Source organism: Streptomyces sp. NPDC001868, from assembly GCF_040297125.1.
In the GTDB taxonomy this organism is placed as follows: Bacteria; Actinomycetota; Actinomycetes; order Streptomycetales; family Streptomycetaceae; genus Streptomyces.
Genome location: NZ_JBEOYO010000019.1, coordinates 1 through 13,931, shown reverse-complemented (window position 1 = coordinate 13,931; position 13,931 = coordinate 1). Strand labels below are relative to the sequence as shown.

The following is a 13,931-nucleotide window of genomic DNA, read 5'->3' as shown; positions in this document are numbered from 1 at the left end:
CGCAGTTCCCCGCGCCCCTGAAGAGCAGGGGCTGCGCCCCTTGCTCTTCTCGGGGCGGATGACATCCGGACGTTCACGATGGGGCCATCTCCGGATCACCGGTGTCGTCCTACCGTGACGGCATGTCTCTGAGAACCCTTCTCGCCAGCCTCACCGCCGGCCTGGCGGCGGCCACGACCATCCTCGCCGCCGCCGGGCCGGTGCATGCCGACTCGCCTCGGGAGCATGCCTGTTCGTCGTCCGTGTCGATCACGGGCTACTCCGACGCGCTCGACAAGACGACGTACGAGAACACGTTCGTCGGGAACTTCTCCGGTCTCGCCGTCGACCACGACGGCTCACTCCTCGCCGTCTCCGACCGGTCCTCCCTCTTCACCCTCGACCGCCGCACGCTCCGGCCGAAGGGCGTCCTCCCGCTGGCCACGGAGACCGGCGCCGCGCTCGACTCCGAGGCGCTGGTCGTCGACCGCGACGGCACCCGGCTCATCACCTCCGAGACCGAGCCGACCGTACGGCGCTACGACCGGCGGGGGCGGATCCTGGGCAGCCTTCCCGTGCCCGGCGCGCTGAAGGTCGCCCCGGCCGGGCGGGCCACCGGCAACCAGACCTTCGAGGGGCTCACGCTCCTGCCCGGCGGGCGCACCCTGCTCGCCTCGATGGAGGGCTCCCTCTCCGGTGACACGGCCGGAATCGTCCGCTTCCAGACCTGGCAACGGCACGGCGGCGGACGGGACTTCGGGCTCTCCGCGCAGTACGGCTACCGCGCCGACACCGGCCTCGGCGTCGTCGAGGTGGCGGGCCTCCCGGGCGGACGGCTGCTCGTGCTGGAGCGCGGCTTCACCGCCGGGGTCGGCAACACGGTCCGTCTCTACGCCGCCGACCCGCGCCGCGCGACCGACACCAGCGGCGTCGACGTCCTCACCGGCCAGGACGGCGACGGCGTACGGCTGGTCCGCAAGACCCTCCTCGCCGACCTCGTGGACTGCCCCTCCCTGGGCGCCACCGCCAAGCAGCCCCAGCCGAACCCGCTGCTCGACAACATCGAGGGGATGGCCGTCACCGGGGCGGACGCGGTCGGCCTGGGACGGGGCCGGCTGAAGGTGCTGCTGGTCAGCGACGACAACCAGAACGCCGTCCAGACGACGCGGTTCTACTCGCTGCGGGTCCGGGTGGCCTGAACCCGCCCGTACGCCGGTGGGCGGACGGGCCGTCAGGCACCGCGCTCGCAGTCGCAGTCGGCCGCCTCCCCGTCCTCCAGCAGGCCGCTCTTGGCGGTGAGATAGGCGAGCTGGGCGCGGCTGTTGCTGCCGAGCAGATCACCGACCTTCTTGAGATGGCTGGCGACGGTACGGGCGCTGATCCCCAGCCGGCCGGCGATGGCGGCGTCGGTATAGCCGTCGACCATCAGGCGCAGCACATGCAGCCGGGTCTCGTCGGTGAGGAGCGGAGGGCGTTGCTGGTCGTGCTCGTAGACGACCGGCTTCGCCCGCTCCCACGCGTACTCGAAGGCGGAGACCAGGAAGTGCACCACACCGGGGTCGGTGACCTTGAGCGCGTGGGTGCCGTGGTCTTTGCCCATGTCCGGGATGAAGGCCACGGCACGGTCGCAGATGATCATCCGGTCGAACACCTCGTCGACCGTACGCACTTCGACGCCCAGCTCGGTGACCTGCTTGATGTAGTCGAGGGTCGGGCCGTGGGCGCGGACGGTGTGCTGGTAGAGCGTGCGCTGCTTGACACCCTTGCGGTGCGCCTCCAGGGTGCGCGGCAGCGCCTTGACCAGGACCTCCTCGGGACGCCGGCCGCCGGGGTGCGCGGTCAGCAGTTCGTTCCTCGTGCCCCGGATCGCCTCGTCCAGCGCGGCGGTGATCGCCGGCGCGGGCGTGAGGCGCTGCGAGGACTCGCTCTCCTGGCGGCGGGCGGTGCGGTAGACGCTCTCCGCCTGCGCCATCGACGCCCGTACGGCGGTCAGGGCCTGCTGCCGGTCCAGGATCAGCCGCTCCAGGGGGTGCGTCAGCGCCGCGGCCGCCAGCGAGGGCGGGATCGGCACCAGCGCCTCCGGGTCGTCCACCGCCGGCACCACGAGCCCGAACGCGCTCAGACACGCGGGCGCTTCCGCGCGCGGGGCCCTTCCCGCCAGCAGGGCGGTGCGATAGAACTCGATGCCTTCACCGCACACCTCCTCCCGGGTCTCGGTGCCCCCGCGTATGTCCGACTCTCCGCACATGCCCGCCCCCTTCAGATTCCTGCAGTGCACGATCATGACCCCTTCAATCACTTCCGGCAACCGGCGGCCCCCGGCATGCTCTTCCTGTGGGCAGCGGCGGAGCGCCGCGAGTCCGAGAATTCTTCAGGGGGGATACGGGAAATGAAGTACATGCGCAGACTGGCCGGGGCACTCGCTTTTGTCGCCGCCACGGCACTGACCCTTTCCGTCGCCGTCGAGACGGGCGACCGCACCGCGGTCGCCCACGCCCAGGCGTCCAACGCCCCGGGTGACCCCGGCTGGCCGTGAGCCGGAGCGGCGGCCGAGGCGGCTGGTAAAGCCCACGCAAAACGCGCGTAGAGCGGTGTGGTGCTCACGCAGTGCTGAGGCAACGCTCACGCAGTGCTCGTACCGCCGCCCGCCCGTACGGCTGTGGCCGATGAGTCGTCAGAGCGCGTTGTCGAGTGTGTGGGTTCGCAAAGAAAGCGGTTGACAAAGACCCGTCCGGCCGGGTCGATGACCGTGCCGAATCCATGCGAAGTCCATTCGATGTCCGGTGAATTCCGCCTGCCGGTTCCAGGTTCCGGCAGGGCCGTTTCACATTGAACGAACGAGGGAGACCGAGGAAATGACCACCGCCATTGCCGCACCGAAGTGCTTGGTGTGCGACACCGAATTCGAGGTCCAGGAGGACTGGGAAAAGGGGGAGATCACCGAGTGCGCGGCCTGCGGCCAGGAGCACGAGGTGGTCGAGAAGTCCGCCGCCGGGGCGCGTCTCGATCTCGCCCCCGAGGTGGAAGAGGACTGGGGCGAGTGACGACCGCCGATCAGGTCCTGCTCTCGGTGACGATGCTGCGGCCCGAGGAGAAGCTGCTCCTCGGGGCGCTGCGGGCCGAGGGGCTCACCGCCCGGCCGTTGCTGATGGAGGATCTGGCGGAGGTCGTGGCGGGCCGTACCGGCGGCCCGCCCGCTCTCGCTGTGATCCGCAACCTCTCCCACCGGGACGCCATCAGCGTCTCCCGGCGGCTGGAGTACGCCGGGGTGACCACCCTCAACCGGTCCTCCGTCATCGAGGCCTGCAACGACAAGGGGCTGCAGTCGCTGCTCTTCGCCCGGCACGGCATTCCGCATCCGGTCACCCGGCACGCCTTCAGCTACGACCAGGTGCGCGCCGCCGTGGGCGAGTTGGGGATGCCGGCCGTCGTCAAGCCCGTGAGCGGGTCGTGGGGGCGGGGGGTCACCAAGATGGCCAACGCGGAGTGTGTCGAGGCGTGGGCCGGCGGACGGGAGTCCGCGGACGCGGGCGGGAAGCTGTTTCCCGTCGTCGTGCAGGCGTATGTCGACAAGCCGGGGCACGATCTGCGGGTCGTGGTGGTGGGGCGGACGCCTGTGGTGGCGATTCAGCGGGTGTCGTCGGACTGGCGGACTAACACGCATCTGGGGGCGCGGGTCGAGCGGGTCGAGGTGACCGCGGAGATCGACAAGCTGTGTCAGCAGGTGGTGGATGTGCTGGGGCCCGGGTTCTACGGGGTGGATCTGGTCGAGGACCGGGTTGCCGGGGAGTTGCTGGTTCTTGAGGTGAACGCCAATCCGGAGTTCGCCAAGTCGTCCGCGGCGCATGGGGTGGATGTGGCGGGGTTGTACGCGGCGTATGTCGCCGAGCAGCTTGCCGTGCCTGTGCCTTCGGCCGCGTAGGGCCTTTTCTCGCCCCCGCCGCCCCTACCCGTCCCATCCCCAGGGGCTGCGCCCCTTCGACCCCCAAGGCGCGCCTCCGGTGGGGGCTGGTCGCGCAGTTCCCCGCGCCCCCAAAGGCAACGGCCCCTGCGGGCCGTTGAAAAAGCACGGGGCGCAGCCCCTGCTCTTTCAGGGGCGCGGGGAACTGCGCGACCAGCCCCCACGCACCCGCACCCGACCATCCACCCAAGGCACCCCCCCGCCCCCCCAACAACCCACCGGCCGCCCTGTCACAGGTGATCAACAAGGGGGGCCGACCCGCCCCGCTCGCAACCCCGCCCGATTACTCTCGCGTAGAACGGCCACTCAGGTCGTTGAGGGTGAAACCGATCGCCGCCGAGTGGACTACGTGGGGAACAACGAGACATGCGCGCACTGCGAATACTTGTCATCGTCGCCGTGATCCTGGGCGGCCTGTTCGTGATCGCGGACCGCGTGGCCGTCGGCTTCGCAGAGGACGAGGCGGCCGAGCAGCTGAAGACCAGCGAGGGCCTCGCGAGCACCCCCGACGTGTCCATCAAGGGCTTCCCGTTCCTCACCCAGGTCGCGAGCGGTGAACTGGACGACGTCGAGGTCGGCATCCAGGACTACGAGGCGAGCACCGGAAAGTCCGACGAGAGCATCCGTATCGCCGACCTGAAGGCGAGCATGCGCGGCGTCGCCTTCTCCAGCGACTTCAGCTCCGCCACGGCCGCCAGCGCCACCGGCACCGCGACCATCGCGTACGACGAACTCCTCAAGGCCGCCAAGTCGGAACCCACGGGAATCCTGCCCGGCGTGACCGCCCAGGTCGTCGGCCTCTCCGACGGCGGCAAGGGCAAGGTCAAGGTCGACATCAAGGTCACGGTCGAGGCCCTGGGGCAGTCGAAGTCGACGACGTACCCGGTGCTCAGCACGGTCACCGTCGACGGCGACACCGTGAAGGTGCACGCCGACAACCTGCCGAACCTGGTCGTCGAGGCCGCCGAGGGGCAGGTCCGGTCGATCACCGACTTCGAGCAGAAGATCGACGAGCTCCCCGGCGGCATCGAGCTCGACAAGGTCGAGGCGGCATCGGACGGCGTGGAGATCACCGTGCGGGGTTCGAACGTCAAGCTGGCCGGGTAGGACGACGGACGGCGTGCCCCCCCCGCGCCCCCTGCCGCTCGGCGCGGGCGAGGGCACCGGCGTCCGAAAGGCGAGACGGCGCCGTCCGTACCGTAGATGTGACGACGGCTACGTGGGCCCGGAACCCCGGTCACCACAGCCCCGAGAGCCTCGCCATCCCATATTCCGGACGATCGCGTCTCAGAATACGACATGCCGGTGACACGCCCGCCTGTCCGTCCCTACGATCGACAACCATGAAGCGACAGGCGGACCTCACGAAGCGGCGGGCAGTAGACCTGTGCCGCGTCGCCGCCATGCTCTGTCGCACTTTCTGAGTGGCGGCCCCGACCGCCGCGTTCCCGTCTCCCTGCCCAGCCAGGGGACACACCTGTGCGCGCCCGGCCCGACGGCCGAAGGCGCCTCGCACGCCCCGCCGCAACTGCCCCGGAGGAGAAAGAGCATGAGCCGCAGCGACGTCCTGGTAGACGCCGACTGGGTCGAGGCCAACCTCGACGACTCGAACATCGCCATCGTCGAGGTCGACGAGGACACGACGGCGTACGAGAAGAACCACATCAAGAACGCGATCCGGATCGACTGGACGAAGGACCTCCAGGACCCGGTACGCCGTGACTTCGTCGACCAGGAGGGCTTCGAGAAGCTCCTGTCGGAGAAGGGCATCGGCAACGACACCCTCGTGATCCTCTACGGCGGCAACAACAACTGGTTCGCGTCCTACGCGTACTGGTACTTCAAGCTGTACGGCCACGAGAACGTCAAGCTTCTCGACGGCGGCCGCAAGAAGTGGGAGCTGGACGCCCGCGAGCTGGTCGACGAGGTGCCGGTGCGCCCCGCGACCGAGTACAAGGCCAAGCCGCAGAACACCGCGATCCGTGCCTTCCGTGACGACGTCGTGGCGGCCATCGGTTCGCAGAACCTGGTCGACGTCCGGTCGCCCGACGAGTTCTCCGGCAAGCTGCTCGCCCCCGCGCACCTGCCGCAGGAGCAGTCGCAGCGTCCGGGCCACGTCCCGTCCGCCCGCAACATCCCGTGGTCGAAGAACGCCAACGACGACGGCACCTTCAAGTCGGACGACGAGCTCAAGGAGCTCTACGCCGAGGAGCAGGTCGACCTGGCGAAGGACACCATCGCCTACTGCCGTATCGGTGAGCGCTCCGCGCTGACCTGGTTCGTCCTGCACGAGCTGCTCGGTGTGGAGAACGTCAAGAACTACGACGGCTCCTGGACCGAGTACGGCAGCCTCGTCGGCGTCCCGATCGAGCTCGGCGCCAACAAGTAAGCACACCCCGTTCACCCGACCGGCCTTCCTTCCGGTCAGACGCCTATCTGTATCTGGAGAAAGACATGTGTGGAGCGAAGGCCGGCGGCCCGGACGCCTCGACGATCAAGCCCGGTGAGACCACCATCCAGGGTCAGGTGACCCGCGACGGCGAGCCGGTGACGGGCTACGTCCGTCTGCTGGACTCGACCGGCGAGTTCACGGCGGAGGTCCCGACCTCCGCGACGGGCCAGTTCCGCTTCTACGCGGCCGAGGGCACCTGGACCGTCCGCGCGCTCGTCCCCGGCGGCACCGCCGACCGTACCGTCGTCGCCGAGCAGGGCGGCCTGGCGGAGGTCGCGATCGCCGTCTGAGGCGACCTCGTCGAACATCGAGGGCCGCACTCCCACCCGGAGTGCGGCCCTCAGCCGTGGGCGGGCGGGCCTGGCGGACCTACGCTGGAGACATGTACGCCCGCCGGCGCCACGCCTACTTCGCCATGATGGGCACGTGCCTCGCACTCTTCGTCCTGGCCTGGGGCGTCGTACGCCTCTGGTCGGTCCCGGTCGCGGTCGGCATGTGCGTGGTCGCCATGGTCATCCCGCCGCTCGCCGCCGTCGTCGCCAACCGGCGCGGCCCCGACGACCGCTGGTGGGACGACCCCTCGGGCGATCCGAAGTCCGACGAGTGGTGGGACGAACTGGACGGCAGGAAGCGTCGTCAGTAGCTCGCCGGCCGCCGGCCGCCGGCCGTCCCCGCCGGTCCGTCAGTAGACGAGCGCCTGGGCGTCGTCCGCCAGCGCCTCCTGCACGAACACCTGTGCGCCCGCGATCCGTACGCCCTCGATGACGTCCTTCTCCGTGATGTCCCGGCGGGCCGCGCACTGGGTGCACAGGGTGAGCCGGCCGCCCGCGAGGACCGAGTCGATCAGGTCGGGGAGCGGGGCCGCGTGCGGCAGCTCGAACTCGGCGGCCCGGCCCGGCAGCGCGAACCACGCCGACTCACCCGTCAGCCACAGCGACACCTCCACCCCACTGGCCACGGCCACGGCGGCCACCGTGAAGGCCTGGGAGCAGCGTTCGGGGGCATCGGCCCCCGCCGTCACCTTGATCACGAGCTTCTTCGCCATGGCCGCATGCTAGTCCGAATCGTGATCATCCTCGGCGCAACCCCGTCAGCGGCCCATGGGTCTCCTGTGCGCGGATAGGAGTCCGCGCCGCGTGTTCTGCGGTCGTGTTCTGTGGGGGAGTGCCTTGGAAGTGCCGGAAAGACCCGAAGGGGAGCCTGCGGAGCCCGTGGCCCGCGTGCCGCGTCGGGGGCGCGGGACCCTGTTCTTCGCTGCGGCGGCGGTGCTGGGGGTGATCGCCGGAACGTGCGCCGGATATCTGATCCAGGCAGACCGGGAGCCCACCGAACTGCCCCCGCTCTCCCAGCCGGTGCTGGACCAGGCCGAGGGCGAGGGTCCCGAGCCGCTGTCCGCCGCCCGGGACCGCAAGGTGAGGACGGACGGCGATCTGCGCAGGCTCCTGCTGAAGAAGCCGGCGGGCGCCGAGAAGGCCGAATGGCTGGAGGGCGCCGACGGCTGGCTGGGCATCGACACGTACGCCGACAGCTACACCGATCCGAACGACAAGTTCGGCTCCCTCGTCAACGACGAGTTCCGCCGGGCCGCCGTCGTCGGCTGGAAGGTCGGCAGCTCGTACAGCGTGGAGATCCGCCTGGTGCAGTTCCGGCAGCACAACAGCATGGCCGCCGTCGACACCAGCAACAACCACCAGAGCTGGGCGGAGGAGAAGCCGGGCACCGACAGCTGGGGCATCCCCGGCACGGGGGAGGGCAGGGCGTACGTCCACACCCGGCCGGACACCGAGCCCGGATACCAGCCGCTGTACGGCGCCGAGGCGCACGCCTGGCGCGGGGACGTCGCGATGGAGATCTGGGTCTACGGCGACAGGCCGATCCCCAAGAAGACGATCATGGATCTGGCCGAGCGGCAGATGGAGCGGTTGTGAGCGCGGACGAGACGACCCCCCAGGAGACGCCGGAGGACAGGGCGGAGGAGAGGGCGGAGGACAGGGCGGAGGCGACGCCGGAGGGGACGGTCGTCGTGGCGGCCGCGCCGGGGCCCGCACGGCGCCGGCGTGTCGTGGCCGCCGCCGGGTCCGTGCTGCTCGCCGGAGCCCTGATCGCGGGCGTGGGGTTCACGGCCGTGACAGTGAAGGGCGCGGACCGCGACGCGGGCGCTCCGACCTGGAAGTTCCCCGAGGACAGGGCCGAGGCGAAGACGACGACGCGGCCGGGACTCGCGGGACTGCTGGTGCCGTACGGCACCGACACCTGGGCCCAGGGGCCGGATCTCGCGGAGTTCGGCCATGACGCGGAGTTCAGCGGCGCCCAGGCCACCGCCCTGCGCAAGGAGTCCCTGAGCGGTCTGCCCCGGGCCCAGCGCAAGCGGCTGGAGAGGCAGATCGACCGGCAGCGCATCAAGGGCATGGCGATGCGCAGCTACTTCAGCGCGCAGTCGTACGCCTACTTGAGGGACGAGGGCATCTCCTCGGTGAGCATCACGCTCTCCCGGATGGAGAACAGGAGCGCCGTTCGCGACGGTTCGACGTACCAGAACGAGTTCCTCGCCTCACTGGACTTCTTCCGCGAGGGTCCGAAGATCAAGGGCCACGACAACGCGAAGTGCTTCCTGACACCGAAGGGCGGCGACGAGGACCTGGACCGGATGTACTGCTCCGCGTACGCGGGGGACGTCCTGGTCACCCTCACCGCGAGCGGGGCGAAGCCCCTCGACAAGCAGGCGGCGGCCGGGCTTCTGCGCACCCAGCTCGACCGTGTCGCCGAGCAGGGGGTGGCCGTATGAGCGAGCGGCAGGCACGCACCACGGAGGAAGTCATGCCGGAGACGTACGAGACCCCGACTCCGGCCCCGGCTCCGGCGTCGGACCGGGCGGAGCCCCCGGCACCGACTCCGGCCCCGGCACCGGCGTCGGTCCCGCCCCGCCGCGACCGTCGAGCCCTGCGTGCCGTCCTGCGCTGGACCGCCGCCGTGGCCGTCTTCGCCTCGGTGGGGACGGCGACGGCGTACGGGATCGCCGGGGCGGAGCGCACGGACGTACCCGGTCTGGCCACGGAGTCGGACGGGCGCTGGGTCTTCCCCCGGCTCGTCAGGCCCCCGCTCCCGTCCGGAAGCCCGGCACCCTTCGCCGAGGACAACCCGGCCGGGGCACACCACGCCGATCTGCGCGCGCTCCTCCTGCCCGCGCCCGAGGGGGCGAAGGAGAACGCGGCGCTGCGCGGCTCGGACGGGTGGCTGCCGGTGAAGAGGTATCTGGCGGAGTTCGAGCCGGAGGACCGCGAGGAGCTCGGGCAGAAGCTCGTCGACACCGGCCTGCGGCACATCGCGGCCCGTGGCTGGACCACCCCGGACGGCACCCGGACGCGGGTCTATCTGCTCCGGTTCAACACGGCGAACATCGTGGAGACCGAGCTGGCGAGCCACGCCCTGGCTCATGTCAGCCCGACCTACCGGGTACGCGGTGCGGGCGAGGTCGTCCACGACGAGGACTTCCCGGAGGCGGCCGCCGTCTCGGGGATCTCCCGTACCGCCTACGCCGAGGCGAAGCCGTTCGGCGCCGAGCAGGTCCGTCAGGCCTACCTCTCGGCGGGGGACGTGTACGCGGTGATCCTGCAGTCGCGCGGGGCAGGGACGCCGGCGGTCCCCTTCCAGCAGACCGTGGTGCTGCAGAGCCAGCTGCTGGGCTGATGCCGGTCGGGCGGGCCGGGGCCCCACCTCACGGCGAAGCCCCGGCGGCAGCCGCGTAAGCTGGGGCCCGGCCCTGTGCAGTACCGACCCTCCGCTCATCCGAGGAGCATCCCGTGATCATCTTCTTCGAGACCCTGCTGGTCCTGGTCGCCGTCGGCGTTCTCGCCTTCGCCGGGCTGACCGTGAAGAAGCTGTACCAGGGCCAGCGCTGACCCACGTCGAGGACATCCAGGAACCGCCACTCATGATCGAGATCCCGTCCGACCTGCACAAGGACCTCGTCCCCCTCGCCTTCCTGCTCGGCGACTGGGCGGGCGCGGGCGTCCATGACTTCCCCGGCTCCGAGAAATGCAACTTCGGCCAGGAGGTCACCTTCTCCCACGACGGCCGGGACTTCCTGGAGTACCACTCCCACACCTGGGTGCTGGACAAGGACGGCAACAAGGTCCGCCCGCTGGAGACCGAGTCCGGGTTCTGGCGTATCGACGCCGACCGCAAGGTCGAGATCGTCATGACCCGGGACGACGGCGTCGTCGAGGTCTGGTACGGCGAGCTGGCCAAGCAGAAGCCGCAGATCGACCTGGTCACGGACGCGGTCGCCCGTACGGCGGCCTCCGGTCCTTACAGCGGTGGCAAGCGGCTGTACGGCTATGTGCACAGCGACCTGATGTGGGTCGGCGAGAAATCGACGCCGGATGTCGAGCTGCGCCCCTACATGTCCGCACACCTCAAGAAGGTCGTCACCCCCGAGGACGTCGAGCGCTGGGCGAAGGCCCTCCCGGACGACATGCCGGACGACGGCATCGCGTTCTTCAAGTAGTTCTAGACTCGTGGTGTGGTGAGCACCGACTGGAAGAGTGACCTCAGGCAGCGCGGCTACCGGCTGACGCCGCAGCGGCAACTCGTGCTCGAAGCCGTGGACACTCTCGAACACGCGACCCCCGACGACATCCTCGTGGAAGTGAGGAAGACGGCGTCGGGGGTCAACATTTCCACGGTCTACCGGACCCTGGAGCTCCTGGAGGAGCTCGGGCTGGTCAGCCATGCCCATCTGGGGCACGGGGCGCCGACGTACCACCTGGCCGACCGGCACCACCACATCCACCTCGTCTGCCGGGACTGCACGAACGTGATCGAGGCGGATGTGTCGGTGGCGGCGGACTTCACGGCCAAGCTGCGCGAGACGTTCGGCTTCGACACCGACATGAAGCACTTCGCGATCTTCGGCCGCTGCGAGGACTGCTCCCGCAAGGCCACCAGGGCCAAGAGCGCGGCTGCGAAGAGTCCGGCCACCAAGGGTTCGATTGCCGAGAGTCCGACTGCCAAGAGTTCAACTACCGAGTCGTAGGCTTATACGTATGAAGAGTCCTCTGCTGTCCCTGTCCGGCGCCGTCCCCGCCGAGGGTGTGGACGAAGGTGTCGCCGCCCACTACGGCGACCTGTTCCGAGAACAGCGCGCCCTCGCCGACGGCACGGGATTCGTCGACCTCTCCCACCGGGGCGTCATCGCCGTATCCGGCGAGGACCGGCTCAGCTGGCTGCACCTGCTGCTCACCCAGCACGTCAGCGAACTCCCCACCGGCGAGGCCACCGAGGCGCTGATCCTCTCGGCCAACGGCCACATCGAGCACGCGCTGTACCTGGTCGACGACGGCACGACCGTCTGGGCCCATGTCGAGCCCGACACCCAGGAGGCGCTGCTCGCCTACCTGGAGTCGATGAAGTTCTTCTACCGGGTGGAAGCGGCCGACCGGACGGCCGAGTTCGCGGTCGTGCATCTGCCCGCCGGTTCGATCGCCGAGGTCCCGGAGGGTGTCGTCGTCCGCGAGACGCCGTACGGCCGTGATCTGTTCCTGCCGCGTGCGGATCTGGAGGCGTACGCCGCGAAGGCGGGCCCCGCCGCCGGTCTTCTCGCGTACGAGGCGCTGCGTGTCGAGCACCACCGTCCCCGGCTCGGTTTCGAGACCGATCACCGCACCATTCCGCACGAGCTGGGGTGGATCGGTTCGGCGGTGCATCTGCAGAAGGGGTGCTACCGGGGGCAGGAGACCGTTGCCCGCGTGCAGAACCTCGGTAAGCCGCCGCGTCGGCTCGTGTTCCTTCACCTCGACGGCAGTGAGGTCCATCTTCCGCCGCGGGGTGCGGAGATCCGGCTCGCGGAGGACGGGCCCGAGGGGCGCAAGCTCGGGTTCATCACGACGTCGGCCCGTCACCATGAGTTGGGGCCGGTCGCTCTGGCACTGATCAAGCGGAATGTGGCTGTGGACGCGAAGCTCATGGCCGATACGACGGCGGCGGCGCAGGAGGTTGTGGTCGAGCCGTAGTCCTTCAGGGGCTGCGCCTCTTCGACCCTCTGGGTGGGTGTGTCCGTGCGGGTCCGGTGGGGCTTCTCACGCAGTTCCCCGCGCCCCTGGAGGCGTGGCCCTTCGGGCCTACGCCTCCCTACATCTCCAGCAGAACCGTGAACGGGCCGTCGTTCGTCAGGGACACTCGCATGGACGCGCCGAAGCGGCCCGTCGCCACCGTGGCGCCCAGGGCCCGGAGCTGTGCGACGACCTCGTCGACGAGGGGTTCGGCGATGTCGCCCGGGGCGGCGGCGTTCCAGGTGGGGCGGCGTCCCTTGCGGGCGTCCCCGTACAGGGTGAACTGGCTGATCACCAGCAAGGGCGCGTCGACGTCGCTGCACGACCGTTCGTCGTGCAGCATCCGTACGGACCACAGCTTGCGGGCCAGCTGTGCCGCCTTCTCCTTGGTGTCGTCGTGGGTCACCCCCACCAGGACGCACAGCCCCTCGCCCTCGATCGCCCCGACCGTCTCACCGTCCACGACGACGCTCGCGCCGTCGACCCTCTGCACCACCGCACGCATGCCGACCATCATGCCGTCGACGTCCATCAGTCGTACGTGAGGGGGTCCCTCTTACGGGGGGTTTGTGATCACGGGGGTTTGAAGAGCGCTTTGCCCGGTCTTTCTCATTGATCCATTACCGCCCATCTGGGGTGGATCGCGGGGACTCGGTCACATAGTGGCTACCGGGAGTGGCACCATGCTCACACACACCGGTCGAGGGGACGGTTGAGGCGCATGAGCACATCGAGTACCGGGCAGCCCCCGGGGACTGCGACGTTTACCCGTACCACCCCGGGGCCCGGCCCCGGCGTCCGCCGGCCACCGGTCCAGCGCACGGACAGCGGACCACTGCCGCCGCCGGACCAGGCCGAGCACGATCTGTCCCGGCTGCGGCTGCCCGAACTGCGCGCACTGCGCCGGGACGCCCAGCGGGACGAGGCCGACCTCAGCTATCTGCGGCGGCTGCTCCAGGGCCGTATCGACATCCTGCGCGCCGAACTGGCCCGCCGGGGCGGTGCGGCGGACCCCGGGGCCCCGGGAGAGCCCTCGGCGCTCGTCGACCGGCTCTCGGCGATCCTGACGGACGCCCCGGCCCGGCACCGGTCCTCGGCCCGCCATGTCACCGTGGGCACGCCGTACGGGGAGGAGTTCCGTCTGCTCGCCGCCGAGATGCTCGACGAGGTGGAGCTGTCCGACCTCCAGGCCCGCACCGACGACGAACTCACCGCGGGCCTCGCCCGTCTCGTCCACCACGAACAACAGATCTCCAGCCGCCGCCAGCGCCTCCAGCGCACCGCCGACGACTGCAGCGCCGAGATCGCCCGCCGCTACCGGGAGGGCGAGGCCCAGGTGGACGACCTGTTGATGTGAGGGAGGGTGCGTGGTCGGGTGCGGGTGCGTGGGGGCTGGTCGCGCAGTTCCCCGCGCCCCTGAAGGCAACGGCCCCTGCGGGCCGTTGAAAAAGCACGGGGCGCAGCCCCTGCTTTTTCAGGGGCGCGGGGA

General features: G+C 70.1%; 18 protein-coding genes. 15 read left to right on the top strand and 3 right to left on the bottom strand.

Annotated elements, in window-relative coordinates; genetic code table 11:
• Positions 1 to 122 precede the first annotated feature (122 nt).
• Positions 123 to 1,178, top strand: coding sequence for an esterase-like activity of phytase family protein (locus ABT147_RS22585; protein ID WP_351408886.1), 1,056 nt, complete (start codon positions 123 to 125; stop codon positions 1,176 to 1,178).
• Between the two features lie 32 nt (positions 1,179 to 1,210).
• Here the strand turns inward: ABT147_RS22585 and ABT147_RS22580 are convergent, their stop codons facing one another.
• Complete coding sequence (locus ABT147_RS22580; RefSeq protein ID WP_351408883.1) at positions 1,211 to 2,227, bottom strand: LuxR C-terminal-related transcriptional regulator; 1,017 nt, start codon at positions 2,225 to 2,227, stop codon at positions 1,211 to 1,213.
• 141 nt (positions 2,228 to 2,368) lie between these two features.
• Here ABT147_RS22580 and ABT147_RS22575 point away from each other — a divergent pair, with 141 nt between their 5' ends.
• The 7 genes from ABT147_RS22575 (at position 2,369) to ABT147_RS22545 (ending at position 7,035) form a co-directional block, all read left to right on the top strand.
• Entirely contained in the window at positions 2,369 to 2,515 is a 147-nt protein-coding gene (locus ABT147_RS22575; protein ID WP_351408881.1) for a hypothetical protein, read from the top strand.
• 319 nt (positions 2,516 to 2,834) lie between these two features.
• A complete protein-coding gene (locus ABT147_RS22570) occupies positions 2,835 to 3,023 on the top strand; it encodes a lysine biosynthesis protein LysW (RefSeq protein WP_086757724.1) in 189 nt (62 codons plus the stop codon).
• Complete coding sequence (locus ABT147_RS22565; protein WP_351408879.1) at positions 3,020 to 3,901, top strand: RimK family alpha-L-glutamate ligase; 882 nt, start codon at positions 3,020 to 3,022, stop codon at positions 3,899 to 3,901. Before ABT147_RS22570 ends, ABT147_RS22565 begins: the two co-directional genes overlap by 4 nt.
• A 405-nt stretch (positions 3,902 to 4,306) precedes the next feature.
• Positions 4,307 to 5,047, top strand: a complete 741-nt coding sequence (locus tag ABT147_RS22560; RefSeq protein ID WP_351408877.1) for an LmeA family phospholipid-binding protein — start codon at positions 4,307 to 4,309, stop codon at positions 5,045 to 5,047.
• 442 nt (positions 5,048 to 5,489) lie between these two features.
• Positions 5,490 to 6,329 carry a sulfurtransferase gene (locus tag ABT147_RS22555; RefSeq protein ID WP_351408875.1) on the top strand — a complete coding sequence of 280 codons (840 nt, stop codon included), beginning with the start codon at positions 5,490 to 5,492 and terminating at the stop codon, positions 6,327 to 6,329.
• A 65-nt stretch (positions 6,330 to 6,394) separates the two neighbouring features.
• Positions 6,395 to 6,682 (top strand): DUF1416 domain-containing protein, encoded by a 288-nt coding sequence (locus ABT147_RS22550; protein ID WP_037688344.1) that lies wholly within the window; start codon positions 6,395 to 6,397, stop codon positions 6,680 to 6,682.
• A gap of 92 nt (positions 6,683 to 6,774) precedes the next feature.
• Positions 6,775 to 7,035, top strand: coding sequence for a DUF3099 domain-containing protein (locus ABT147_RS22545; protein WP_351408872.1), 261 nt, complete (start codon positions 6,775 to 6,777; stop codon positions 7,033 to 7,035).
• Positions 7,036 to 7,074: 39 nt separating this feature from the next.
• On the opposite strand, the gene ABT147_RS22540 is transcribed toward ABT147_RS22545, so the two are convergent.
• The gene (locus tag ABT147_RS22540) at positions 7,075 to 7,437 is read right to left on the bottom strand and encodes a DsrE family protein (protein WP_351408870.1); all 363 of its coding nucleotides are present in this window, start codon (positions 7,435 to 7,437) and stop codon (positions 7,075 to 7,077) included.
• Positions 7,438 to 7,603: 166 nt separating this feature from the next.
• Between ABT147_RS22540 and ABT147_RS22535 the strand changes: the two genes are divergently transcribed.
• The 6 genes from ABT147_RS22535 to ygfZ all read left to right on the top strand — a co-directional run bounded on the left by ABT147_RS22535 (position 7,604) and on the right by ygfZ (position 12,403).
• Positions 7,604 to 8,320 carry a hypothetical protein gene (locus ABT147_RS22535; RefSeq protein WP_351408869.1) on the top strand — a complete coding sequence of 239 codons (717 nt, stop codon included), beginning with the start codon at positions 7,604 to 7,606 and terminating at the stop codon, positions 8,318 to 8,320.
• On the top strand, positions 8,317 to 9,177 hold the full coding sequence (locus tag ABT147_RS22530) for a hypothetical protein (RefSeq protein WP_351408867.1): 861 nt from the start codon (positions 8,317 to 8,319) through the stop codon (positions 9,175 to 9,177). The genes ABT147_RS22535 and ABT147_RS22530 overlap by 4 nt, the downstream gene beginning before the upstream one ends.
• Before the next feature lie 32 nt (positions 9,178 to 9,209).
• Positions 9,210 to 10,079, top strand: coding sequence for a hypothetical protein (locus tag ABT147_RS22525; protein WP_502983136.1), 870 nt, complete (start codon positions 9,210 to 9,212; stop codon positions 10,077 to 10,079).
• 244 nt (positions 10,080 to 10,323) lie between these two features.
• Positions 10,324 to 10,899, top strand: a complete 576-nt coding sequence (locus ABT147_RS22520; RefSeq protein WP_351408862.1) for a heme-binding beta-barrel domain-containing protein — start codon at positions 10,324 to 10,326, stop codon at positions 10,897 to 10,899.
• Positions 10,900 to 10,914: 15 nt separating this feature from the next.
• The gene (locus ABT147_RS22515) at positions 10,915 to 11,427 is read left to right on the top strand and encodes a Fur family transcriptional regulator (RefSeq protein WP_351408860.1); all 513 of its coding nucleotides are present in this window, start codon (positions 10,915 to 10,917) and stop codon (positions 11,425 to 11,427) included.
• A gap of 10 nt (positions 11,428 to 11,437) precedes the next feature.
• Positions 11,438 to 12,403 (top strand): CAF17-like 4Fe-4S cluster assembly/insertion protein YgfZ, encoded by a 966-nt coding sequence (ygfZ, locus tag ABT147_RS22510; RefSeq protein WP_351408858.1) that lies wholly within the window; start codon positions 11,438 to 11,440, stop codon positions 12,401 to 12,403.
• Positions 12,404 to 12,521: 118 nt separating this feature from the next.
• Here the strand turns inward: ygfZ and dtd are convergent, their stop codons facing one another.
• Positions 12,522 to 12,947 carry a D-aminoacyl-tRNA deacylase gene (gene dtd, locus ABT147_RS22505; RefSeq protein ID WP_351409133.1) on the bottom strand — a complete coding sequence of 142 codons (426 nt, stop codon included), beginning with the start codon at positions 12,945 to 12,947 and terminating at the stop codon, positions 12,522 to 12,524.
• A gap of 216 nt (positions 12,948 to 13,163) precedes the next feature.
• On the opposite strand from dtd, the gene ABT147_RS22500 reads away from it, so the two are divergent.
• The gene (locus tag ABT147_RS22500; RefSeq protein WP_351408855.1) at positions 13,164 to 13,799 is read left to right on the top strand and encodes an RsiG family protein; all 636 of its coding nucleotides are present in this window, start codon (positions 13,164 to 13,166) and stop codon (positions 13,797 to 13,799) included.
• Positions 13,800 to 13,931: the final 132 nt, after the last annotated feature.